Source organism: Aquabacterium sp. T101, assembly GCF_057219775.1.
Genome location: NZ_JBXVVZ010000004.1, coordinates 70,594 through 91,970 on the forward strand (window position 1 = coordinate 70,594; position 21,377 = coordinate 91,970).

At 75.0% G+C, this 21,377-nt stretch carries 18 protein-coding genes; 8 read left to right on the plus strand and 10 right to left on the minus strand.

Features of this window, described 5'->3' with window-relative positions:
- Nucleotides 1-7 precede the first annotated feature (7 nt).
- Entirely contained in the window at nt 8-964 is a 957-nt protein-coding gene (gene argC, locus AC2EAQ_RS12020) for an N-acetyl-gamma-glutamyl-phosphate reductase (RefSeq protein ID WP_484644046.1), read from the plus strand.
- A gap of 7 nt (nt 965-971) precedes the next feature.
- On the plus strand, nt 972-2,099 hold the full coding sequence (locus AC2EAQ_RS12025; RefSeq protein ID WP_484644048.1) for an NAD(P)/FAD-dependent oxidoreductase: 1,128 nt from the start codon (nt 972-974) through the stop codon (nt 2,097-2,099).
- On the opposite strand, the gene AC2EAQ_RS12030 is transcribed toward AC2EAQ_RS12025, so the two are convergent.
- Entirely contained in the window at nt 2,050-3,015 is a 966-nt protein-coding gene (locus AC2EAQ_RS12030) for a LysR family transcriptional regulator (protein ID WP_484644050.1), read from the minus strand. The genes AC2EAQ_RS12025 and AC2EAQ_RS12030 overlap by 50 nt on opposite strands.
- Before the next feature lie 126 nt (nt 3,016-3,141).
- Here AC2EAQ_RS12030 and AC2EAQ_RS12035 point away from each other — a divergent pair, with 126 nt between their 5' ends.
- The gene (locus AC2EAQ_RS12035; protein WP_484644052.1) at nt 3,142-3,375 is read left to right on the plus strand and encodes a hypothetical protein; all 234 of its coding nucleotides are present in this window, start codon (nt 3,142-3,144) and stop codon (nt 3,373-3,375) included.
- Entirely contained in the window at nt 3,363-3,767 is a 405-nt protein-coding gene (locus AC2EAQ_RS12040) for a tautomerase family protein (RefSeq protein ID WP_484644054.1), read from the plus strand. Before AC2EAQ_RS12035 ends, AC2EAQ_RS12040 begins: the two co-directional genes overlap by 13 nt.
- 7 nt (nt 3,768-3,774) lie before the next feature.
- Here the strand turns inward: AC2EAQ_RS12040 and AC2EAQ_RS12045 are convergent, their stop codons facing one another.
- The gene (locus tag AC2EAQ_RS12045) at nt 3,775-4,122 is read right to left on the minus strand and encodes a hypothetical protein (RefSeq protein ID WP_484644056.1); all 348 of its coding nucleotides are present in this window, start codon (nt 4,120-4,122) and stop codon (nt 3,775-3,777) included.
- A 63-nt stretch (nt 4,123-4,185) separates the two neighbouring features.
- Entirely contained in the window at nt 4,186-4,617 is a 432-nt protein-coding gene (locus tag AC2EAQ_RS12050) for a TonB family protein (RefSeq protein WP_484644058.1), read from the minus strand.
- A 112-nt stretch (nt 4,618-4,729) separates the two neighbouring features.
- On the opposite strand from AC2EAQ_RS12050, the gene AC2EAQ_RS12055 reads away from it, so the two are divergent.
- On the plus strand, nt 4,730-5,302 hold the full coding sequence (locus AC2EAQ_RS12055; RefSeq protein WP_484644060.1) for a c-type cytochrome: 573 nt from the start codon (nt 4,730-4,732) through the stop codon (nt 5,300-5,302).
- Here the strand turns inward: AC2EAQ_RS12055 and AC2EAQ_RS12060 are convergent.
- Genes AC2EAQ_RS12060 through AC2EAQ_RS12070 form a run of 3 tightly spaced genes read right to left on the minus strand, consistent with a single transcriptional unit; the run spans nt 5,299 to nt 7,542 of the window.
- On the minus strand, nt 5,299-6,150 hold the full coding sequence (locus AC2EAQ_RS12060; RefSeq protein WP_484644062.1) for a GNAT family N-acetyltransferase: 852 nt from the start codon (nt 6,148-6,150) through the stop codon (nt 5,299-5,301). The two genes, AC2EAQ_RS12055 and AC2EAQ_RS12060, sit on opposite strands and share 4 nt — an antisense overlap.
- Nucleotides 6,147-6,923, minus strand: a complete 777-nt coding sequence (locus tag AC2EAQ_RS12065) for a ParA family protein (RefSeq protein WP_484644064.1) — start codon at nt 6,921-6,923, stop codon at nt 6,147-6,149. Before AC2EAQ_RS12065 ends, AC2EAQ_RS12060 begins: the two co-directional genes overlap by 4 nt.
- Before the next feature lie 4 nt (nt 6,924-6,927).
- The gene (locus tag AC2EAQ_RS12070; RefSeq protein ID WP_484644066.1) at nt 6,928-7,542 is read right to left on the minus strand and encodes a LysE family transporter; all 615 of its coding nucleotides are present in this window, start codon (nt 7,540-7,542) and stop codon (nt 6,928-6,930) included.
- An 81-nt stretch (nt 7,543-7,623) separates the two neighbouring features.
- On the opposite strand from AC2EAQ_RS12070, the gene AC2EAQ_RS12075 reads away from it, so the two are divergent.
- Entirely contained in the window at nt 7,624-8,838 is a 1,215-nt protein-coding gene (locus AC2EAQ_RS12075) for a ProQ/FINO family protein (protein ID WP_484644069.1), read from the plus strand.
- Between the two features lie 51 nt (nt 8,839-8,889).
- On the opposite strand, the gene AC2EAQ_RS12080 is transcribed toward AC2EAQ_RS12075, so the two are convergent.
- The gene (locus AC2EAQ_RS12080) at nt 8,890-9,966 is read right to left on the minus strand and encodes an RNA methyltransferase (RefSeq protein WP_484644071.1); all 1,077 of its coding nucleotides are present in this window, start codon (nt 9,964-9,966) and stop codon (nt 8,890-8,892) included.
- Between the two features lie 90 nt (nt 9,967-10,056).
- On the opposite strand from AC2EAQ_RS12080, the gene AC2EAQ_RS12085 reads away from it, so the two are divergent.
- Complete coding sequence (locus AC2EAQ_RS12085) at nt 10,057-11,703, plus strand: mechanosensitive ion channel family protein (protein ID WP_484644073.1); 1,647 nt, start codon at nt 10,057-10,059, stop codon at nt 11,701-11,703.
- A gap of 33 nt (nt 11,704-11,736) precedes the next feature.
- Here AC2EAQ_RS12085 and glsA read toward each other — a convergent pair whose 3' ends face one another.
- Complete coding sequence (glsA, locus tag AC2EAQ_RS12090) at nt 11,737-13,608, minus strand: glutaminase A (RefSeq protein ID WP_484644075.1); 1,872 nt, start codon at nt 13,606-13,608, stop codon at nt 11,737-11,739.
- A 63-nt stretch (nt 13,609-13,671) separates the two neighbouring features.
- On the opposite strand from glsA, the gene AC2EAQ_RS12095 reads away from it, so the two are divergent.
- Entirely contained in the window at nt 13,672-16,857 is a 3,186-nt protein-coding gene (locus tag AC2EAQ_RS12095; RefSeq protein WP_484644077.1) for an AAA family ATPase, read from the plus strand.
- A 39-nt stretch (nt 16,858-16,896) separates the two neighbouring features.
- Here AC2EAQ_RS12095 and AC2EAQ_RS12100 read toward each other — a convergent pair whose 3' ends face one another.
- Nucleotides 16,897-17,967: a hypothetical protein gene (locus tag AC2EAQ_RS12100; protein WP_484644080.1), complete on the minus strand. Its 1,071-nt coding sequence runs from the start codon at nt 17,965-17,967 to the stop codon at nt 16,897-16,899.
- Nucleotides 17,968-18,113: 146 nt separating this feature from the next.
- Nucleotides 18,114-21,332 carry an error-prone DNA polymerase gene (locus tag AC2EAQ_RS12105; RefSeq protein ID WP_484644847.1) on the minus strand — a complete coding sequence of 1,073 codons (3,219 nt, stop codon included), beginning with the start codon at nt 21,330-21,332 and terminating at the stop codon, nt 18,114-18,116.
- Between the last annotated feature and the right edge of the window lie 45 nt (nt 21,333-21,377).

The following is a 21,377-nucleotide window of genomic DNA, read 5'->3' on the forward strand; positions in this document are numbered from 1 at the left end:
TAGCCGCATGAGCAGGAAGCACGCGATCTTCGTCGACGGCCAGGAGGGCACCACCGGGCTGCGCATCCACGAGTACCTGGCGGCGCGCAGCGACGTGGAGCTGCTGCGCATCGACCCCGAGCGACGCAAGGACACGGCCGAGCGCGCGCGCCTGCTCAACGCCGCCGACGTGGCCTTCCTGTGCCTGCCCGACGCGGCGGCGCGCGAGGCGGTGGCGCTGGTGACCAACCCTGCCACTTGCGTCATCGACGCCAGCACCGCGCACCGCGTGGCGCCGGGCTGGGTGTTCGGCCTGCCCGAGCTGGCCCCGGGCCAGCGCGACGCGCTGCGCCGCGCCAAGCGCATCGCCAACCCCGGCTGCCACAGCACCGCCTTCATCGCGCTGATGCGCCCGCTGGTGGACGCGGGCATTGCCCCCGCGCTGCTGCCGGTGACGGCCACGTCGATCACCGGCTATTCGGGCGGCGGCAAGAAGATGATCGAGGAGTACGAGGCCGCCGGCCGCAGCCCGCAGCTCGACGCGCCGCGCCCCTACGGCCTGAAGCTCGCGCACAAGCACGTGCCGGAGATGATGGCCTACGCGCGCCTGACCACCAAGCCGGTGTTCATGCCCATCGTGGGGCCCTTCCTCAAGGGGCTGGCGGTCAGCGTGCCGCTGCACTTCTCGCAGCTGGCGCCCGGCACCGACGGCGCCACGCTGGTGCGCGCCTACCAGAAGCACTATGAGGGCGAGCGCTTCGTGCGCGTGATGTCCGCGGGCGACCCGTCGCTGGCCGAGCCGAACTTCTTCGACGTGCAGGGCAGCAACGGCAGCAACCGCATCGACATCTTCGTCTTCGCCGACGCGCAGCAGGCGGTTCTGATCGCGCGCGTGGACAACCTGGGCAAGGGCGCCAGCGGCGCGGCGGTGCAGTGCATGAACCTGCACCTGGGCTGCGACGAGGGCTCAGGCCTCGAGGCCTGAGCCCCCCATGACCGACCGCGTCGACGCGGTGGTCGTCGGCGCGGGCGTGGTGGGCCTGGCCGCGGCGCGCGCGCTGGCCCGCGCCGGGCACGAGGTGGTGGTGCTGGAGCGCGCCGAGGGCATCGGCACCGTCACCAGCGCACGCAACAGCGAGGTGATCCACGCCGGCCTGTACTACGCGCCGGGCTCGCTCAAGGCCGCGCTGTGCGTGCAGGGCCGGCAGGCGCTGTATGCCCACTGCGCCGAACGCGGCATCGCGCACCGCCGCTGCGGCAAGCTGGTGGTGGCGGTGAACGACGCCGAACTGCCCGCGCTGCAGGCGCTGCAGGCGCAGGCGCGGGCCAACGGCGTGGACGACGCGGTGCTGATCGACGCCGCCGCCGCGCGCGCGATGGAGCCGGCGCTGCGCTGCGTGGCGGCGCTGCACTCGCCGGCCACCGGCATCGTCGACAGCCACGGCCTGATGCTGTCGCTGCAGGGCGACGCCGAGGACGCGGGCGCGATGTTCGCCTTCCACAGCCCGGTGCAGCGCGTGGCGGTGGTGCCCGGCGGCTTCGACATCGCGGTGGGCGGCGCCGAGCCGACGCGCATCGGCGCCCGGCTGCTGGTCAATGCCGCGGGGCTGCACGCGTGCGCGCTCGCCGCGGCCATCGACGGGCTGGACGCGCGCCATGTGCCGGTTCCGCGCGGCTGCCGCGGCCGCTACTTCGCGCTCGCCGGGCGCGCGCCGTTCTCGCGCCTCGTGTACCCGATGCACAACCGCGCCGGCCTGGGCATCCACTTCACGCTCGACCTCGGCGGCCAGGGCCGCTTCGGGCCCGACGTGGACTGGCTGCCCTCGGGCTGGCAGCCCGGCGACGCCGCGGCCGACTACGCGGTGGACGCGTCGCGCGCCGAGGGCTTTGCCGCCGACATCCGCCGCTACTGGCCGGCGCTGCCCGAGGGCGCGCTGGCGCCGGCCTACAGCGGCATCCGGCCCAAGATCGTCGGCCCGGGCGAGCCGGCGGCGGACTTCCGCATCGACGGCCCGGCCGTGCACGGCGTGCCGGGGCTGGTGAACCTGTTCGGCATCGAGTCGCCGGGGCTCACCGCGTGCCTGTCGATCGGCGCGCGCGTGGCCGCGGCGCTGGCGTAGGCGCGGCCGCCGCCGCGCCGGACCCGCGGCCGATCCAGCCGGCCCAGTAGTCGATGCAGGCGCGGATCTTCGGCAGGCGCTGCCGCGTGGCCGCCGTCACGGCGTAGATCGCCACCGGCTGCGGGTCGGTCACCTCCGGCAGAACGCGCACCAGGCGCCCCGCCGCCACCATCGGCTCGGCCACCAGCATGGACAGGCGGCCGATGCCCAGCCCCTCGAGCACCATGTTGGCCACGATGCCGGTGTCGTTGCTGCGCCAGAAGCCCTCGATCGGCAGCTTGACCGGCTGGCCATCGACGAGGAACGGCCAGTGGTTCAGGTGCGGCGCCGCGGTGTTGGCGATCAGGCGGTGCCGGCGCAGGTCGGACAGCTGCGCCGGCAGGCCGTGCGCGGCGGCATAGGCCGGCGACGCGTAGTACGCGCGACCGAGGTCGCCGATGCGCCGCGCCACGGCCGTGTCGGGCAGCGCGGTGGCGGTGCGGATCGCGATGTCGATGCCCTCGCGCGCCATGTCCACCAGCCGGTCGCTCACCTCCAGCTCCACCTGCAGGCGCGGATGGCGCTCGTGCAGACCGGCCAGGCTGGGCAGCAGCAGGTACTGCGCGATCACGGTGCTGGCCGCCACGCGCACCAGGCCGCTGGCCTCGCGCGCCTTGGTGGCGAAGTCGGCCTCCAACTCGTCGAGCGTGGCGCCGATGCGGCGGCAGTAGTCGAGGAAGGTCTCGCCCTCGGCGGTGAGCGCCAGGCCGTGCGTCGAGCGGTGGATCAGCCGCGCGCCGCAGGTGCGTTCCAGGCGCGCCAGCGCGCGCGAGACCTGGCTCACCGGCACGTCGCGCTCGCGGGCCACCGCCGACAGCGTGCCCAGCGCCGCCACGCGGGCGAACAGCTTCAGGTCGTCGAGCGCCAGGCCTTCCATGCGCCGGATCGTAGGCGCTCCGGGCGAGGCCCGGCTTTGCAGCGGCTGCAAGGCGCTTTTGAAGCGCGCGCCGTTTCCGGCCGCGGGGCCGCTGCCTAGAGTGACGCCATCGACAAGGAGCCTCTGATGCCCACCTCCCTCACCCCGATGAACCCGCTCGCCACGCTGACCCCCGGGCAGCGCCAGGCCCTGTACGACCAGGCGCGGCGCGACGCCCAGGCGCTGCGCCGCCAGGCGATCGGCGACGCCGCCGACGCGGTCGGCCGCGCCTTGCAGGCCGCCGTGCGGCGCGTCCGCCAGGCGCTGCCGGGCGCCGCGCGCGGGGCGCTGCCGTCGCAGGCGGTGTCATGCCCGCGCTGACCGTGCGGCTGGCGCCGCTGCCGTCGGAGCCGGTGCAGCGCCGCCTGGCCGAGGCGCTGACCGCGATCACCGTCGACACGCTGGGCAAGCGCGAGGCCGTCACGGCGGTGCTGTTCGAGGCCGTGCCCGCGGCGCAGTGGTGGGTCGGCGGCCAGCGCGTGCAGCGGCCGACGGCGCTGCTGGAGATCCGCATCACCGCGGGCACCAACACCGCCGCACAGAAGGCGCGCTTCATCGAGGCCGCGGACGCGGTGCTGCAGCGCCACCTCGCGCCGCACGGTGCGCTGGAAGAGGCGAGCTACGTCGTCGTGCACGAGCTGCCCGGCACCGACTGGGGCTACGAAGGCCTCACGCAGAGCCAGCGCCGGCTCGAGGCGACGCCGCGCCCCTAGCCCGGCCTCAGCCCTTGCGCGGCCGGGCGTTGGCGATCAGGTCCACGCCGGTCAGGCCGGCGAACAGCTGCGCCGCCTTGAGCTTGATCTCCAGCAGCTCGTTGGCGTTGACCGAGAACTGGCCTGTGGTCTGGTGCAGCTCGACGCCGAACTCGACGTCCTTGCCCTGGTGGGTGAGCGTGCCGCTGGTGAACTCGTAGTCCTCGGCGTCCCAGGGCTGGCCGCGGGTGGCCACGTCCCAGTCGGTGTACTCCACGCGCCGGATCTCGCCGCTGGCCAGGTCCAGCTCGGCCGTGGCGTTGGCGATCTCCTCGCTGCGCTCGACGGTGAGCGCGATCTTGACTTTGAGGTCCACGGGGCCGGCCTTGCAGATGGGGCGGCGATTGTCGCACCCACCGCCCGCAGCACGGGCAGCGCGTTACCGAAGAACGTAGTTGAACTGGATCTGGCAAGTCGACTGGACCGGTTTGCCGTCCTTCAGCGCGGGCCGGACCTTCCAATCGCGAGTGGCCACGGCGGCATGCTGAAGGAACCACTGGGCACCTTCGGACATGTCGATCGGACGCGGCGTCACCTTGCCGTCCAGTTCCACCGTGAAGACGAGCTTCACCTCGGCAGTGCGCCCAAGCATCCCCTCCCTGACCGGGTAAAGCGGCAGAGCGCCCGACTCCAGGTAGGGCGCGCGATCGACGTCCTTGGGTTCGCACACCTTGAACGGCCCCGGGGGCAGGGTCGTCTCGGCGCTGCGGGGCCGGTCGAAGGGATCGAGCACCACCGGCCCGGTGGCGCACCCGTGGAGCATGAGCAGCGTGACCGGCCCCAGGGCCGACAGGAGCAGTTTGGAGGGCATGGCGGGCAGGTGATTGCGGGGACGCGGCGCCGCCTCCGGCGGCCGCGTTCACCGATGCTACTGTCTTGAGGCAGTTCAAGGGCACAGGCCGGCCAGGGCGCACACTCCGCCCATGAGACTTCGCCTGCCTCTGGCCGAACCTGTCGAACGCCTCGCCCTGTGGGTCGTTCTGGCGTGCGCCCTCCTGCCGGTCCCGGCCTTCGCCGCCGACCCCCCGCCCGGCGAGTACCGCGTCGTCGGCGGTCGCGTGGACCGCGGCACCTACCTCGGCTGGCGCGTGTTCCACAGCGTGTGCTTCGGCTGCCACGGCAGCGGCGGCACCGGCACCGACCTCGCGCCCAACCTGGTGGAGCGCGTGCGCACGATGACGCCGCGCGACTTCGCCAACAAGGTGCTCACCAGCTACCGCCTCGTGCCGCCGTCGGTGGAAGGCCGTGCCGAGGACCGCGCGCGCGAGCGCGAGGCCACGCTGGAGGAGATCATGCGCCGCGAGCGCGGCGCCGCCCGCACCGTGGTGCGCATGCCGGCCTGGGACGAGCACGCCGAGGTGCCGGCGCATGTGCTGGACCTGTACGCCTACCTGTCGGCGCGCGCCGACGGCAAGATCGGGCCGGGCAAGCCGCGCGTCGCGGCGACGCGACCGCCGGCGCAGCCGCCGGTGGCGCCGAAGACGCCCGCGCGCTAGCCCGCCAGCCCGGAAGTTGAGGGCTGCACGCGGTAGTGGTAGCCGTAGCCGTCGACGAAGCCGAGCCGGGCGTACACCGCCCGCGCGGCGGCGTTGTCGGATTCCACCTGCAGATAGCCCGCCTGCGCACCGGCCTCGCGCGCGTCGGCCAGCAGCCGCGTGCACAGCGCCCGGGCCAGGCCGCGGCCGCGCACCGACGGTTCCACGAACACGTCGTACAGGCCGGCCAGGCCGGCCTCGACGGCGCACTGGCCGCAGGCCACGACGGCGCCGTCGTCCTTGCGCCGCAACGCCAGCGCCCGGAAGGGCACCGGCGCGGCGGCCAGCCGTTCGGCATGCGCCTGGCGCTGCGCGAGCGGCGAGCCGCGCAGCGCGCCCACCGCCTGCGCCATCGCGCCCAGGCCGAGCGGCTCGAAGGCCAGCCCGTCCGGCAGCGCGGGCACGGCCAGCCGCGCCAGGCTCGCGGCGACCATCACGCGCGTGTCGTCCATCGGCGCATAGCCACGAGCCTGCAGGTCGCGGTCCAGCGTCGCGGGCCGGGTGAAGGGCGTGATGCGCAGCACCATCGGCAGGCCCGCCGCGGCGAACACCGCGCGCGCCTGCGCCAGCTTGTCGTCCAGCGGCAGGCGGCCGTCAGCCACCGCATTGATGCAGCGCGCACGCTTGGCCTTGCCGGGCGAGAAGCGCACCAGCCAGCCGTCGGACCACAGCTGCTGCGGCGGCGCGCTGGCGTTGAGGCCGGCGTCTTCCACGCGCTGCAGCAGCAGCGCGTCGAGCGCGGGGTTCGTGCCGGCGTTGCCGGCCAGCGGCGCGGTGCCCGGGGCCCGCTGCGGCGTGCCGGCGCTCACGCCGCCAGGCGGCCCGCGCGCTGCACCATCTCGCGCGCGAAGGCCACATAGGCCTGCGCACCGCGGGAGGCCGGGTCGAACACCACGCCGGGCTGGCCGTAGCTCGGTGCCTCGGCCAGGCGCACGTTGCGCGGGATCACGGCGTCGAACACCTTGTCGCCGAAGTGCGCCTTGAGCTGGTCGCTCACCTGCTGCTGCAGGGTGATGCGCGGGTCGAACATCACGCGCAGCAGGCCGATGATCTGCAGCTTGGGGTTCAGGTTGGCGTGCACCTGCTTGATCGTGTTGACGAGGTCGGTGAGGCCCTCGAGCGCGAAGTACTCGCACTGCATCGGCACGATCACGCCGTGCGCGCTGCACAGGCCGTTGAGCGTGAGCAGCGACAGCGACGGCGGGCAGTCGATCAGCACGAAGTCGTAGTCGTCGGCGGCCGCGGCCAGCGCGGCGGCCAGGCGCTCGGTGCGGCGCTCCAGCGCCACCAGCTCCACCTCGGCGCCGGCCAGCTCGCGGTTGGCGCCCAGCACGTCGTAGCCGCCCCTCTCGCTGCGCTGGCGCGACTCGGCCACGCTGGCCGATTCCAGCAGCACGTCGTAGACCGACAGCTCCAGCTGGCGCTTGTCGATGCCCGAGCCCATGGTGGCGTTGCCCTGCGGGTCGAGATCCACCACCAGCACGCGCTGCCCCACCTGCGCCAGGCCCGCGGCCAGGTTCACGGTGGTCGTCGTCTTGCCGACGCCGCCCTTCTGGTTGGCCACGCAGAACACCTTGGTCACGGCGTCAGTCCTTCACGAGGCGGATGCCGAAGCCGACCAGGAACACGCCCGCTGCGCGCTCGAGCCAGCGCGCCAGCGTGCGGTGCGCGCGCACCTTCTCGGCCACCGCGTTGGCGAACGCGCACAGCGTCAGGCAGTAGGCGGCGGTGATCGCGGCGATGGTGGCGGCCATCGCCGCGAAGGTGGGCAGCCCGCGGTGCGTGGCCGGGTCGATGAACAGCGGGAAGAAGGCCATGTAGAACACGATGGCCTTCGGGTTGAGCAGCGTGATCAGGAAGGCCTGGCGCGCGTAGTGGCGCGGCTCGATGTGGGCCGGCGAGGCGCTGCCGTCGCCGCGCGAGAACATCAGCTTCAGGCCGATCCAGGCGAGGTAGGCCGCGCCCGCGTACTGCACGGCCTTGAACACCGCCGGGTAGGCCGCCAGCAGCGCGGCCACGCCGGCCACCGCCAGCCACAGCAGCACCTGGTCGCCCGCGATCACGCCGAAGGTGGCGGCCGCGCCGGCGCGCAGGCCGCCCTTGCCGGTGGACGTGAGCAGCGCGAACGTGCCCGGGCCGGGCAGCGCGAGGAACAGCAGGATGGCGGCGCAGAAGGCGCCGTAGTCGGTGATGCCGAACATGGGAAGCGGGGCAGGCCGCCGCGGAGCGCGGGCCTGCGAGATTACAGGATCGGCGCGGCTCGACGACAATCGCGCCCGATCATGTCAGCGCAAACCCCGGGCGGCACGCCCACCGACCCGTCCTCCGCCGCACCGGCCGAGCCTGCAGCCCCGTCCGTCGAGACCGAGGCTGCGGCCGCACCGCCTGCGGCGGACGCCCCGGTCGATGCGGCGCCCGCTGCGGACGTCGCCGCTGGCGACCTGCCGGCTGAGCAAGCCCCCGAAGCGCAAGCCTCTGACTCGCAAGCCTCTGACTCGCAAGCGGCGGCCGCCGAAGCGCCCGCCGCCGCGCCGGGCGAGCTGTCGCCCGCGGCCTGCGGTGCGCGCCTGGCCGAGCTGTTCCCGGCACTGTTCGTGGCGCCCGGCGGGCCCGGGCCGTTCAAGCCGATCAAGCTGCGCATCCAGGCCGACATCCAGGCGCGCGCGCCCGGCGTGTTCAGCAAGCGCACGCTGGGCATCTTCTTCTCGCGCTACACCACCACCGGCGCCTACCTGAAGGCGCTCGTCGCCGAGGGCGCGCAGCGCTTCGACCTCGACGGCCAGCCCGCGGGCGAGATCGCCGAGGAACATCGTGCCGCCGCGGTGGAAGAGCTGGCGCGCCGTCATGCGATCGCCGCCGAGCGCCGCGCGGCGCAACGCCGCGGCGCGCCGCGCCACGACGGCGCGGCAGCGTCGGCGGGCGCTTCCGCCGAGGGCGCCGCGGCGACCGCCGGCGATGCCGCGGCACCCGGAGCGACCCCTCGCCCGCCGCGGCATGACCGCCCGCCGCGGCCGCCGCGCCCCCCGAGGCCGGAAGGCCCGCGCGCCGATGCGCGCGGGCCCCGCGACGGCGAGCGTCGCGGACCGCTCGACGCGCCGGGACGGGCCCCGCGCCACGCCACGCAGGACGGCCCCCGCCCGGGGCCGCAGGACCGGCCGCGCCACGACCCGCGCGACGGCGCGCGCCGCGGGCCGCCCCCGGGCCACCGCCCTGGCGACCGCTCCAGCGAACGCCCGCCGCGGGGCGACGGCGGCCTGCGTCAGGGTGCGCCGCGCGGGGACTTCCGCGCCGGCGGCGGCGCGCCGCAGCGCCCGCCGCGCGCGCCCGAGCCCTCGCTCGCGCTGCCGGCCGACCCGGCGCAGCGCGAACGCGCGCTGCTGCTGCGCGCGTTCGAGTCGTCGCCGCTGAGCAAGGCCAACTTCTGCGCCCTGAAGCGCATGACCGAGGCCGAACTCGACCGCCAGCTCGCGCAGGCGCGCGCCGAACGCGGCCGCTGAGCGCAGCTTCCCGATGGTCGGCGCGCCGGGCGCCAGCGCCTTGCGGCGGCGTCAGGCCGCGCGCGGCCGCGGCCCCTGCACCGGCACTGACACCGGCACCGGCTGCCCCGCCGCGGCGCCGCGCGCGCGCAGCTGGCCGCAGCCGCCGTCCACGTCCTGCGCCGCCGACTGGCGCAGCCGCGTCAGCACGCCGCACTGGTTCAGCCGGCGGAAGATCTCGGTGCAGCGCTCGGCCGACGGGCGCCGGCCGCCGTAGGCCTGCACCGCGTTGAGCGGGATCATGTTCAGGATCGCATGGCGCCCGCGCAGCAACGGCACCAGCGCGTCGAGCTCGTCGTCGCCGTCGTTCACGCCCTCGATCAGCGTCCACTGCAGCTGCAACGGGTAGTCGGTGGCGCGGGCGTAGGCCTCGGCGCGCTGCACCAGGTCGGCCACCGGCAGGCGCGGCGCGCGCGGCAGCAGCGCGGCGCGGCGCTCGTCATGCGTGCTGTGCAGCGACAGCGCCAGCGCCGGCCGCACCGCGCCCGCGGGCAGCGCATCGAGGCGGTCGAACAGGCGCGCGTCGCCCACGGTGGACAGCACGAGGTTCTTGTGGCCGATGCCGCCTTCGGCCCCGAGCAGCGCGATCGCGTCCATCACCGCGTCGAGGTTGTGCGCGGGCTCGCCCATGCCCATGAACACCACCTTGTTGACCGCGCGGCGCGCGCGCGCCAGCACCACCTGGGCCACGATCTCGGCGCTGCCGAGCTGGCGCAGCAGGCCGCCCTCGCCGGTCTGGCAGAACACGCAGCCCACCGCGCAGCCCACCTGCGTGGACACGCACACGCCGTGCGACTTGCCGGTGGCCGGCAGCAGCACCGACTCCACCGTCTGGCCGTCGGCCAGCGCCACCAGCAGGCGCTGCCCGCCGTCGGCCGATTCGTGCGCCGAGCGCACCTGCGCCAGCGCGTCGAGCTCCTGCGCCAGCGCGGGCAACGCGTCGCACAGCGCGCGCGGCAGGTAATGCTCCATGCGGCGCCGGCCGCCCGTCTGCGGCCGGGCCTGGGCCCAGCGGCGCAGCACATGCGACTCGTGCGCCGGGTTGGCGCCGAGCGCGCGCAGGCGGTGGCGGAGCTGGTCGATCTGCATGGCGGGCCGGCAGTATCGCCCCTGCGGTGCGCTAGCATCGCCGCCACCCCCTGCTGCACGATCGCCGGCCGAACCGGCGACGCTTCCACGATGCGCGCACGAGCTCCGGGACGAGGCTGGCGCCGGGCCGCCCTGCAGGCCCTGCTGCTGGGCGCGTGGGCCCTGGCCCTGGTGCTGCCGTGGGCCCCGGCCGTCGCGGCCGACGCGCCGCCGCCCGCGTCGCTGGTGCTGGGCACGCGCACGGTGCTGGAGTTCCGCACCGCGCAGGGCGAGTACACGCCCGCCGAACGCGCCGACAGCGCGCGCGCACGCATCCTGCGGGCCTTCGACGGGCCGGGCGAGGGCTGGACCTCGGTGCGCGTGCAGGGCGACGGCGCGATGGTCGAGCTCGACGGCAAGCCGATGTTCACCGTGCTGCCGGGCGACGTGCCCGAAGGCAGCGGCACCACCGCGCAGGGCCTGGCCAACACGGCGTCGCGCTCGCTGCAGACCGCCTGGCGCGAGGCGCGCGAGCGGCGCGACACCCGCGCCAACCTGACCGGCCTGACGCGGGCGCTGGGCGCGGCCTTCGTGCTCGGCCTGGCGCTGGTGCTGCTGTGGCGGGCCACGCGCTGGCTGCGCGATGCCGTCGCCGCGCGGCTGGACCGCGGCATGCGCGGGCTGCCCGACGCCGGCCTGGCGTCGCGCATGTCGCCGCTGGCCGGCTCGGTGGTCACGCAGGTGACCGTGCTGATGGCGTGGGCCGCCAGCCTGCTGCTGGTCTACGTGTTCGTCGTCTTCGCGCTCGACCAGTTCGCCTACACGCGCTCGATCGGCGAGGGCCTGTTCCAGGCGTTCTCGGGCCTGCTGCTGCAGGGGCTGGGGGCGATGGCGCAATCGGTGCCGGGGCTGTTCGTCGCGGTGGTGATCTTCCTGGCCGCGCGCGTGCTGACCCAGGTGTCGGCCGAGGTGTTCCGCCTCGTCGGCTCGGGCCGGCTCAAGCTCGGGCTGCTGGACGCGCACACGGCACCGGCCACGCGGCACATCGTCAACACCTGCCTGTGGCTGTTCGCGCTGGCCATGGCCTACCCCTACCTGCCGGGCGCGCAGACGGAGGCGTTCAAGGGCCTGTCGGTGATCCTGGGCGTGATGTTGTCGATCGGCGCGTCGGGCGTCGTCGGCCAGGTGGCCAGCGGCGTGATCCTCGTCTACACCCGCGCGCTGTCGCTCGGCGAGTACGTGCGCATCCAGGACACCGAGGGCACGGTCACCGAGATCGGGCTGTTCGTGACGCGGCTGCGCACCGGCCTGGGCACCGAGGTGGCGCTGCCCAATGCGCTGGTGCTGGGCAACGTCACGGTGAACCACTCGCGCAGCGCGCGCGCGGGCGCCTTCGTCCACGACACGTCGGTGACCATCGGCTACGACACGCCCTGGCGCCAGGTGCATGCGCTGCTGGAGGAGGCGGCCCGCGCGGTGCCGGCCATCGCCACCGACCCCGCGCCCTACGTGTCGCAGACCGCGCTGTCGGACTTCTACGTCGAGTACCGGCTGGTGGTGCAGGTGCGCGCCACCGACCCGGCCGAGCGCGCGCGCGCCATGAGCGCGCTGCGCGCGGCCATTCTCGACACCTTCAACCGCTACGGCGTGCAGATCATGTCGCCCGGCTACTACGACGACCCGGCCCAGCCCAAGGTGGTGCCGGAGTCGCGCTGGTACGAGCCGCCCGCACGCCGCCCGGACGCCGGGCCGGGCTGAGCCCGCGCCGGGCGGCCCCGCGGGGCCCGAGGGTCAGGCTTCCAGGGCCGCCACCTCGGCGGTCAGCCGCGCCGTCGTGGCATGCGTGCTGCGCAGCACGTTGTGCAGCAGTCGCAGCGCCACGGCGGGGTGGTCCCGCTCCAGGCGGCTGAAGGCCGCGCGGTCGAGGCTGGCGCAGTCCACCTGCGCGTCGGCGCGCAGGTCGGCCGATCGCACGCCGTCGGCGAACAGCGCCGACTCGCCGAAGGCCATGCCCGGGCCCAGGGTGGCCAGGCGCTTGACCGAGCCGTCGGGCAGCGCGACGACGATGCTGACCTCGCCGCCGAGCAGCAGGTACAGCGCGTCGGCCGCGTCGCCGCGGCGGAACACCAGCGTGCCGGCCTCGATGGGCTCGCGCACCAGATGGGCGTCGAGCGTGGCGACGTCGGCCGCCGACATGCCGGCGCACAGTGCATGCTCGGCCAGCGCGGCCAGGCGCTGCACCGGCCGCTCGCGCGTGTGCCGCTCGATCAGTCGGCGCTCGCACCATTCCAGCGCCAGGTCGAGCTGGGGCTGGAACACCAGCGCGCCGGCGTGATGCGGGTCCAGCTCGCCGGGCAGCGCGTCGATCGCGCTGCCGCGGCGCACGCGGCTGCACACGAGATGCGCGCCGCGCCGGCCGAACGCCTCCACCAGGCGCGCCAGCAGGCGCACCGAGGCCGCGTCGGCATGGGCCACGCGCTTGAAGTCGAGCACCGCGAAGGCGGGCTGCGGCGTGGCTTCGCTGAGCGCTCGGATCACCGGCTCGAGCGTGGCGAAGCGCAGGTCGCCCTGCAGCTCGTGCACCACGATCGACGCGCCGAGGCGGTCGAGCAGCGCGGCCTCCGCGCCCGAGCGGCGCCGCTTGGAGCGCACCTGCGAGCCGTCGTAGCGCGCCCGCACCGCCACGCCGGCCACGCGCGGCGGCTGCAGGAAGTGCAGGCCCAGCTCGGCCGAGATCGCCTCGCACACCTTGACCCCGCGCACGCTGTTGCCGCGCGCGTCCAGCGCGGGCGAGAACACGCCGATGCCCAGCTGCCCCGGCAGCACGGCCACGATGCCGCCGCCCACGCCGCTCTTGGCCGGCATGCCCACGCGCGCGACCCACTCGCCGGCGAAGTCGTACATGCCGCAGGTGGTCATCACGCTGAGGATCGCGCCCAGGTGCGCGGCCGCCACCGCGCGCTGGCCGGTGGCCGGGTTGACGCCGCCGTTGGCCAGCGTGGCGGCCACCAGCGCGAGGTCGCGCGCGTCCACCACCACCGAGCACTGGCGGAAGTACAGCTCCAGCGCCGGCTCGGGGTCGTCGGTCAGGATGCCGTGGTTGCGCAGCAGGTGGCCGATGGCGCGGTTGCGGTGCCCGGTGCTGCGCTCGGACTCGAACACCGCCTCGTCGATGGCGAGCGGCCGGCCCGCGTAGGCCGACAGCGCGCCCACCACGCGCGCGAGGCGGGCGTCGCGGTCGGCGCCCTGCACCAGCGAGCTGGTGGCGATGGCGCCGGCATTGATCATCGGGTTGAGCGGGCGGCCGGTGCCGGCCTCGAGGCTGATCGAGTTGAACGCGTCGCCGCTGGGTTCCACCCCGATGCTGGCGCGCACGCGCTCGGCGCCGCAGTCCTCCAGCGCCACGCCGTACACCAGCGGCTTGGAGATCGACTGGATGGTGAACGGCGCGCGCGTGTCGCCGGCCTCGTAGACGCGGCCGTCCACGGTGGCGATGGCGATGCCGAACTTCGACGGGTCGGCCTTGGCCAGCTCGGGGATGTAGTCGGCCACGCGGCCGTCGGCCAGGCCGGCGAAGCGCGCATGCAGGGCGTTGACGAAGGCCTGGATCGGGGAGTCGGCCGGGGTGGGTGCGGCAGCGGGTGCGGGAGCGGTCGGGTCCATGCACCACCACAGCAAGTTCCGTGCACACCGGTGGGGCGCGGGGCCAACGCTAGACTCCGCGGCATGGTCGCGTGCCCGTCCTGCGGCGAAGACAACCCTCCCAAGTTCCGGCTCTGCGGCTACTGCGGCACGCCGCTGGCCGCGGCCGCGCCCGCGCTGCCGGTGCGCGAGGTGCGCAAGACGGTGACCATCGTCTTCTGCGACCTGAAGGATTCCACCGCGCTGGGCGAGCGCCTGGACGCCGAGGCGCTGCACGAGGTGAAGGCGCGCTACTTCGAGGCCATGGCCGCGCAGATCGTGCGCCACGGCGGCAAGGTGGAGAAGTACATCGGCGACGCGATCATGGCCGTGTTCGGCCTGCCGCGCGCGCACGAGGACGACGCGCTGCGCGCGGTGCGCGCCGCCGCCGGCATGCGCACCGAACTGGCGCGGCTCAACGCCGACCTGGGCGGCCGCTACGGCGTGGCGCTGGCCAACCGCACCGGCATCAACACCGGCGAGGTGGTCGCCAACGACGACCCCACGGCCGACCAGCAGCTGGCCACCGGCGACGCGGTGAACCTGGCCGCGCGGCTGGAGCAGGCCGCGCCGCCGGGCGAGATCTACCTCGGCGAACTGACGTGGCGCCTGGTGCGCGACGCGGTCGAGGTGGAACCGGTGGAGCCGCTCGCGCTCAAGGGCAAGGCGCAGAAGGTTCCGGCGCTGCGCCTGGTGGCGGTGCGCGGCCAGGACGGCCTGGTGCGGCGCCACGACCGGCCGCTGGTCGGGCGCGAGGCCGAGCTGGCGGCGCTGCAGCAGGCCTGGCACGAGGCGACGACGCAACGCGCGGTGCGCACCGTCACGCTGCTGGCCGACGCGGGCTTCGGCAAGTCGCGCCTGGTGCTCGAGGTGATCGACCGCATCGCCGCCGGCGCGCGCGTGCTGGCCGGGCGCTGCCTGCCCTACGGCGACGGCATCACCTTCTGGCCGCTGCTGATGATGCTGCGCGACGCCGCGGGCATCCGCGACAGCGACCGCGCCGACGCCGTGCTGGCGCGCCTGCGCGACACGATCGGCGAGCCCGACGTGGCCGACCGCCTGATCAGCGCGGCGGGCCTGGGCGGCGCGGCCTTCCCGCTCAACGAGATCAACTGGGCGGCGCGCCGCTTCGTCGAGCGCCAGGCCGCCGACGCGCCGCTGCTGGTGTTCGTCGACGACATCCACTGGGCCGAGCCGGCCTTCCTCGACCTGCTCGAGCATGTGCAGCAGCACGCGCGCGACGTGCCGGTGCTGGTGCTGGCCACGGCGCGGCACGACCTCGTGGAGGCGCGGCCCGAGTGGTGCACGCAGCCGGGCACGCAGCGCATCGCGCTCAAGCCGCTGACGGACGAGGCCGCGGCGCGGCTGGTGACGCAGCTGCTGGGCGCCACCGGGCTGCCCGACACGCTCGTCGGCCGCGTGGTGCGCGCCGCCGAGGGCAACCCGCTGTACGCCGAGCAGATGCTGTCGATGCTGGTGGACGCCGGCACGCTGCGCCAGGCCGACGGCCGCTGGGTGCTGGCCGACGACGGCGCGGACATCGCCGTGCCGCCCACGATCCAGGCCCTGCTGGAAGCGCGGCTGGACCGGCTCGACCGCACCGAGCGCGCAGCGGTGGAGCCGGCCTCGGTGATCGGGCTGGAGTTCGCCCAGTCGGCGGTGGAGTCGCTGGCGCCGGACGCGCTGCGCGCGGCGCTGCCCACCCACCTGGGCGCGCTGGCGCGCAAGCAGTTCATCCGCCCGGCCCAGCCCACCGAGCGCGACCTCGTCTACCGCTTCCACCACCACCTCGTGCGCGAGACGGTCTACAACGGCCTGCTCAAGCGGGCGCGGGCGCAGATGCACCTGCAGTTCGTGCGCTGGGCCGACCGCGTCAACGCCGACGGCGACCGCGGCCGCGAGTTCGAGGAGATCCTCGGCTACCACCTGGAGCAGGCGCACCGCTACCTGCGCGAGCTGGGCCCGCTGGACGCCGAGGGCCTGGCCGCGGGCCGCGACGCGGCGCGGCGCCTGGGCTCGGCCGGCCGGCGCGCCGCCGCGCGCGGCGACATGCACGCCGCAGCCAGCCTGCTGCGCCGCGCCGCCGCCACGCTGGAAGCCGACGACGCCGAGCGCCGCGCGCTGCTGCCGCCGCTGGCCGAGGCGCTGATGAGCCTGGGCGACTTCGCCGGCGCGCGCGCCGCGCTCGACGACGCGCTGGAGGCGGCCACCCGCCACGGCGACGAGCGCGTGCAGTGCGCCGCGCGCGTGCAGGCGATGTTCGTGCGCCTGTACAGCGGCGACGGCGGCGGCGACTGGAGCGAGGAGTCGCTGCGCGTCGCCCACGCCGTGATCCCGGTGCTGGAGCGGCTGGACGCCAGCGCCGAACTGGCCTCGGCGTGGCGCCTCGTGGTGCTGGTGCACGGCATCGCCGGCCGCTACCAGAAGGCCGACGAGGCCGGCGCGCAGTCGATCGCCCATGCGCGGCGCGCCGGCAGCGAACGCGTGGTGGCGCGCAACGGGCTGATGATGGCGATGAACGCGCTGCACGGGCCGCTGCCCGTGCCCGAGGCGATCGCGCAGTGCGAGCAGCTGCTGGCCGCCGGCCTGGGCGAGCGCCAGATCGAATGCAACGTGCGCTGTGCGCTGGCGCAGCTGCTGGCGATGGACGACCGGCTCGACGCGGCGCGCACGCACTACCGCCAGGCGCGCGCGATGCTGCGCGAGCTGGGCCAGGGCGTGTACGCCGCGTCCACCGCGATCGACCTCGCGCGCGTCGAGCTGCAGGGCGGCGACCTGGCGCAGGCGCAGCGCGAGGCCCAGGCCGACGCCGACTTCCTGGCCGCCAAGGGCGAGACCTACTTCCTGTCCACGCTGGCGGCGCTGATCGCGAAGCTGGCGCGCGACCAGGGCCGCGACGACGAGGCGCTCGCGCTCACGCGCACGGCGGAGGAGGCCACCGGCGCCGACGACGTCGAGTCGCAGGCGCTGTGGCGAATGGTGCGCGCGCCGATCCTGGCGCGGGCCGGCGACGCGGACGGCGCCGAGGCGATGGCGCGCGAGGCGGTGGCGCTGGCGCGCGGCACCGAGGCGTCGATGCTGCAGGCCGAGGCCCTGGCCGAGATGGCCGCGGTGCTGCGGGCCGTGGGGCGCGACGGCTGGCGCGAGGCGGCTCAGGAGGCCGTGGCGCTGTACCGCGCCAAGGGGCATCGCGCCGCGGCCGGGCGCGTTGCGGACTGGGCCGCGCGCTGAGCGGGCCGCCGGTTGCGCGGCGGCCCGGCGCGGCCGGGTTCAGAACACCTTGTAGGAGCCGTTCCTCAGGTTGATCAGGGTCCACTCGAAGTCGCCGTCGAGCTCGGGCGTCCAGCCCGGCACCGACGAGGTCGAGTAGTGGGTGCGGCGCGCCACGCAGGGCAGGCCGTCGCTGCGCGGCGTGGTCGGGCTGGCGCAGTCGCCGACGATGTAGGCCACGCCGTTCTCGTCGAAGTACTTCACCAGCACGCTGGCGATGCTGGAGCCCTTGACGATGGTGGACTTGTCCTGCCGCAGCACGATCGTCAGGTACGGGTTGAAGGTGCCGGGGATGGTGACGTCGGAGCGGAAGCAGTCGGTGAAGTTGCTAGAGCAGAACTGGCCTTCGGCCTCTTCGCGGATCTGCGCCGTGGTGTAGGTGGGGCCGGCCGGCACCGCCACCGCGGTGGTGAACTTGTCGTCGCCGGTGGTCACCGCGCCGTTGCCGGTGAACACCGTGCCGCCGGTGCGCTGCACCGCGGTCGTCACCAGCGACGGGTTGAAGGTGCCCAGCGTCACCGGGGCGGCGCTCCAGTTGGCCAGGAAGTAGCGCAGGCGCGTGCGGCCGCCCTTGTCGGACAGCGCGGTGAAGACCGTGTAGCCGCCGAAGGCCGCGCAGTCGGTGGTGGTGCAGCTGCCGGCCACGCCGTCGGGCAGCGGGCTGGCCGTGTCCTTGGCCGGCGCTTTGAAGAACAGCACGAACTCGGGCAGGGCCGCCCCGGGGGCGATCGCGCCGAGGTCGCACTTGACGGTGCGCGTGTCGGCCTCGGCATGGCAGGCCGCGCCTTCGGCCGACGCGAAGCTCGGCCGCTCGTCGGTGTCGGTGGCGGCCAGCGTGCCGGCGAAGGTGGCGCCGGCGATGGCGACGGTGCCGGTATTGGCCACGCGCACGCGGTAGCCGATGTAGGTGTCGAGCGCGGCGCGGCTGGCGCTGGCCGGCACGCTGTAGGTGACGGCCGCCGACAGCGGGGTCACGGTGGTGGTGAGGGCCTCGGCCGCCAGCACGGTGGCCGGCAGGGCGGAGACGACGGCGAAGGCCGCCACGAGGGCGGGCTTGATCGAGAAGTTCATCGGTGGCTCCCGAACGCGGGCCGCCTGACGAGGCTCCCCGGTTGTTGCTTTTGGTGGCAGGCTGCGTTGTCTCCGCAAGTCGCATGCCGGTCAACCCCCCGGCATCGGGGGCCGGGAGTTCACGGGGGCCTGCGCCGCCCGGTGGCTCAGTGGAAGTCGCGCGAGTGGGTGGCCAGCGCGCCCAGCCACGGCGTCATGTCCACCAGGCGGCGCGCCACCAGGTGCGTGACGCCGTCCTGGCGCTGCCAGGTGCCGGCCACCGCCAGCAGCCGCGAGCGCATCAGCGCCGGGCGCTGGCGCTCGCGCACGTGGCGCCAGACGATGACGTTGACGCTGCCGGTCTCGTCCTCCAGCGTGACGAAGATGGTGCCCTTGGCGGTCTCGGGCTGCTGGCGCATCGTGACGATGCCGCAGGCCCAGGCCGGGCTGCCGTCGGCCGCCGCCTCCAGCTGCTGCGCGCTCTTCCAGCCGCGCCGCGCCGCGCGCTCGCGCAGCAGCGCCATCGGGTGGCGGCGCAGCGTCAGGCCGGTGGCGCGGTAGTCCAGCGCGATCGCCTCGCCCTCGGGCGCCTCGAACAGGTCGGGCTGCTCGTGCGCGGCCTCGGTCACCGGCGCGTCGGCCAGCAGCGCGCGCTCGGGCCGGCCCTGCCCCGCCGCGGCCCAGAGCTGGCGCCGGCGGTGGCCGGCCAGCGTGGCCAGCGCGTCGGCCTGCGCCAGCGCCTGCAGGTCGCGCGCGTCCAGGCGCGCGCGGCGCGCCAGGTCGTCCACGTCGGCGAAGGCGCGCTCGCGGCGCGCGGCCATCAGGCGCTCGGCGCCGGCCTGGGTGAAGCCGGCCACCAGGCGCAGGCCCAGGCGCACCGCGGGCTGCGGCGTGGCCGGGGGATCGGTCGCGGCCGATGCGCCCGCAGCCGGTGCCGGTGCCGCGTCGGCGCGTTCGAGCGTGCAGTCCCAGTCGCTGGCGGCGGCATCCACCGGGCGCACCTGCACGCCGTGGCGGCGCGCGTCCTGCACCAGCTGCGCGGGCGCGTAGAAGCCCATCGGCTGCGAGTTGATCAGCGCGGCCACGAAGATCGCCGGCTCGTGGCACTTGAGCCAGGCGCTCACGTAGGCCAGCAGCGCGAAGCTGTAGGCGTGGCTCTCGGGGAAGCCGTATTCGCCGAAGCCGCAGATCTGCCGGAAGATGCCGTCGGCGAACTCGGCGTCGTAGCCGCGCGCGGCCATGCCGTCCTTGATGCGCTGCTCGAAGCGGTGCACGTGGCCGTCGCGGCGCCAGGCCGCCATCGCGCGGCGCAGCTGGTCGGCCTCGCCGGGCGTGAAGCCGGCGGCGATGCTGCAGATCTGCATCACCTGCTCCTGGAAGATCGGCACGCCCAGCGTGCGGCCGAGCGCGGCGTCCAGCGCCGGGTAGCGCGACGGCGCCAGCGTGCCGGCCGCGCGCGCCTCGCGCCGGCGCAGGTAGGGATGCACCATGCCGCCCTGGATCGGGCCCGGCCGCACGATCGCCACCTCGATCACCAGGTCGTACAGGCAGCGCGGCTTCAGGCGCGGCAGCATGCTCATCTGCGCCCGGCTCTCGATCTGGAACACGCCCACGGTGTCGGCGCGGCAGGCCATGTCGTAGGTGGCCGCGTCCTCGCGCGGGATGTCCTGCATGCGCCAGGGCCGGCCGTGCCACAGCGTCATGAAGGCCAGCGCGCGCCGGATGCACGACAGCATGCCCAGCGCCAGCACGTCCACCTTGAGCAGGCCGAGCGATTCGAGGTCGTCCTTGTCCCACTGGATGACGCGGCGCTCGGGCATCGCCGCGTTCTCGATCGGCACCAGGCGCGACAGGCTGTCGCGCGCGATGACGAAGCCGCCGACGTGCTGCGACAGGTGGCGCGGGAAGCCCTGCAGCGTGCCCACCAGCGACATCCACTGCCGCACCACGAGCGACTGCGCGTCCAGCCCTGCCTCCTCCAGGCCGCGCTGCAGGCGCTGCACGTCGTCGAACCAGTGCACCGAGCGCGCCACCGCGTCGATCGGCCCGCCGGGGTGGTCGTCCAGGCCGAGCGCGCGGCCGACGTCGCGCACCGCGCCGCGCGCGCGGTAGGTGGACAGCGCCGCGGCCAGCGCGCAGCGGCCGATGCCGTACTTGCCGTAGATGTACTGGATGACCTCCTCGCGCCGCTCGTGCTCGAAGTCGACGTCGATGTCGGGCGGCTCGCGGCGCTCGCGGCTGATGAAGCGCTCGAACAGCAGCGTGGTCTGCGTCGGGTCCACCTCGGTGATGCCCAGGCAGTAGCACACCGCCGAGTTGGCCGCCGAGCCGCGGCCCTGGCACAGGATGCCGCGCCCGCGCGCGAAGCGCACCACGTCGTGCACGGTCAGGAAGAAGGGCTCGTAGCGCAGCTCCTCGATCAGCGCCAGCTCGCGCTCGAGCTGCGCCGCCACCGCGGCCGGCACGCCCTGCGGGTAGCGCTCCTGCGCCGCGCCCCGCTGCACCAGCGCGCGCAGCCACGAGATCGGCGTGTGGCCCGCGGGCACCAGCTCGGCCGGGTACTCGTAGCGCAGCTCGTCGAGGCTGAAGCGGCAGCGATCGGCGATGCGGACCGCGGCGGCCAGCCATTCGGGCCGGCACAGCTGGGCCAGGCGCAGGCGCGAGCGCAGGTGCTGCTCGGCGTTGCGCGCCAGCGCGTAGCCGCAGTCGGCCACCGGCGTGCGCAGCCGGATCGCGGTCAGCGTGTCCTGCACCGCCTTGCGCGAGCGCACGTGCATCAGCACGTCGCCGGCGGCGGCGATGTCGATGCCGGTGGCCGCGGCCAGCGCGTCCAGCCGCTCGACGAGCAGCGAGTCGTCGGCATGCATCAGCAGCTCGGCGGCCACCGCGGCACGCTCGCCGAACAGGCCCTGCAGCCAGCGCGCCTGCGCGAGCAGCACCTCGGGCGCGTCCTCGCGCCGCGGCACCAGCAGCGCGCTGCACTGCGGCAGGCCGGCGGCGAGGTCGTCCACCGTGGCGCGGTAGCTGCCCTTGTCGGCGCGCAGCCGCGCGCGCGTGATCAGCTCGCACAGCTGCGCGTAGCCCTCGCGGCAGTGCGCCAGCAGCACCAGGCGGCAGCCCGGCTGCGCGGCGCTGCCTTCGAGCGTGAACTCGCTGCCCACGACGAGGCGCAGCGGATTGCCGGCCTCGGCCTGGCGCCGCGCCTCCTCGTGCGCGCGCACCACGCCGGCCACCGAGCACTCGTCGGTGATCGCCAGCGCGGTGTAGCCGAGCTGCGCGGCGCGCGCCACCAGCTCCTGCGGGTGCGACGCGCCGACGAGGAAGCTGAAGTTGGAGCGGCAGTGCAGCTCGGCATACGCGGGCAGCGGGTCGGCCGCCGGCGGCACGGCCGGCGAGGCCAGCGGCGGCACCGGGCGCGGCGCCTTGGGGTG

Coding starts and splice junctions, on each gene's coding strand:
- argC (WP_484644046.1), top strand. CDS start 8: ATGAGCAGGAAGCACGCGATCTTCGTCGACGGCCAGGAGGGCACCACC.
- AC2EAQ_RS12025 (WP_484644048.1), top strand. CDS start 972: ATGACCGACCGCGTCGACGCGGTGGTCGTCGGCGCGGGCGTGGTGGGC.
- AC2EAQ_RS12030 (WP_484644050.1), bottom strand. CDS start 3,015: ATGGAAGGCCTGGCGCTCGACGACCTGAAGCTGTTCGCCCGCGTGGCG.
- AC2EAQ_RS12035 (WP_484644052.1), top strand. CDS start 3,142: ATGCCCACCTCCCTCACCCCGATGAACCCGCTCGCCACGCTGACCCCC.
- AC2EAQ_RS12040 (WP_484644054.1), top strand. CDS start 3,363: ATGCCCGCGCTGACCGTGCGGCTGGCGCCGCTGCCGTCGGAGCCGGTG.
- AC2EAQ_RS12050 (WP_484644058.1), bottom strand. CDS start 4,617: ATGCCCTCCAAACTGCTCCTGTCGGCCCTGGGGCCGGTCACGCTGCTC.
- AC2EAQ_RS12055 (WP_484644060.1), top strand. CDS start 4,730: ATGAGACTTCGCCTGCCTCTGGCCGAACCTGTCGAACGCCTCGCCCTG.
- AC2EAQ_RS12070 (WP_484644066.1), bottom strand. CDS start 7,542: ATGTTCGGCATCACCGACTACGGCGCCTTCTGCGCCGCCATCCTGCTG.
- AC2EAQ_RS12075 (WP_484644069.1), top strand. CDS start 7,624: ATGTCAGCGCAAACCCCGGGCGGCACGCCCACCGACCCGTCCTCCGCC.
- AC2EAQ_RS12080 (WP_484644071.1), bottom strand. CDS start 9,966: ATGCAGATCGACCAGCTCCGCCACCGCCTGCGCGCGCTCGGCGCCAAC.
- AC2EAQ_RS12085 (WP_484644073.1), top strand. CDS start 10,057: ATGCGCGCACGAGCTCCGGGACGAGGCTGGCGCCGGGCCGCCCTGCAG.
- glsA (WP_484644075.1), bottom strand. CDS start 13,608: ATGGACCCGACCGCTCCCGCACCCGCTGCCGCACCCACCCCGGCCGAC.
- AC2EAQ_RS12095 (WP_484644077.1), top strand. CDS start 13,672: ATGGTCGCGTGCCCGTCCTGCGGCGAAGACAACCCTCCCAAGTTCCGG.
- AC2EAQ_RS12100 (WP_484644080.1), bottom strand. CDS start 17,967: ATGAACTTCTCGATCAAGCCCGCCCTCGTGGCGGCCTTCGCCGTCGTC.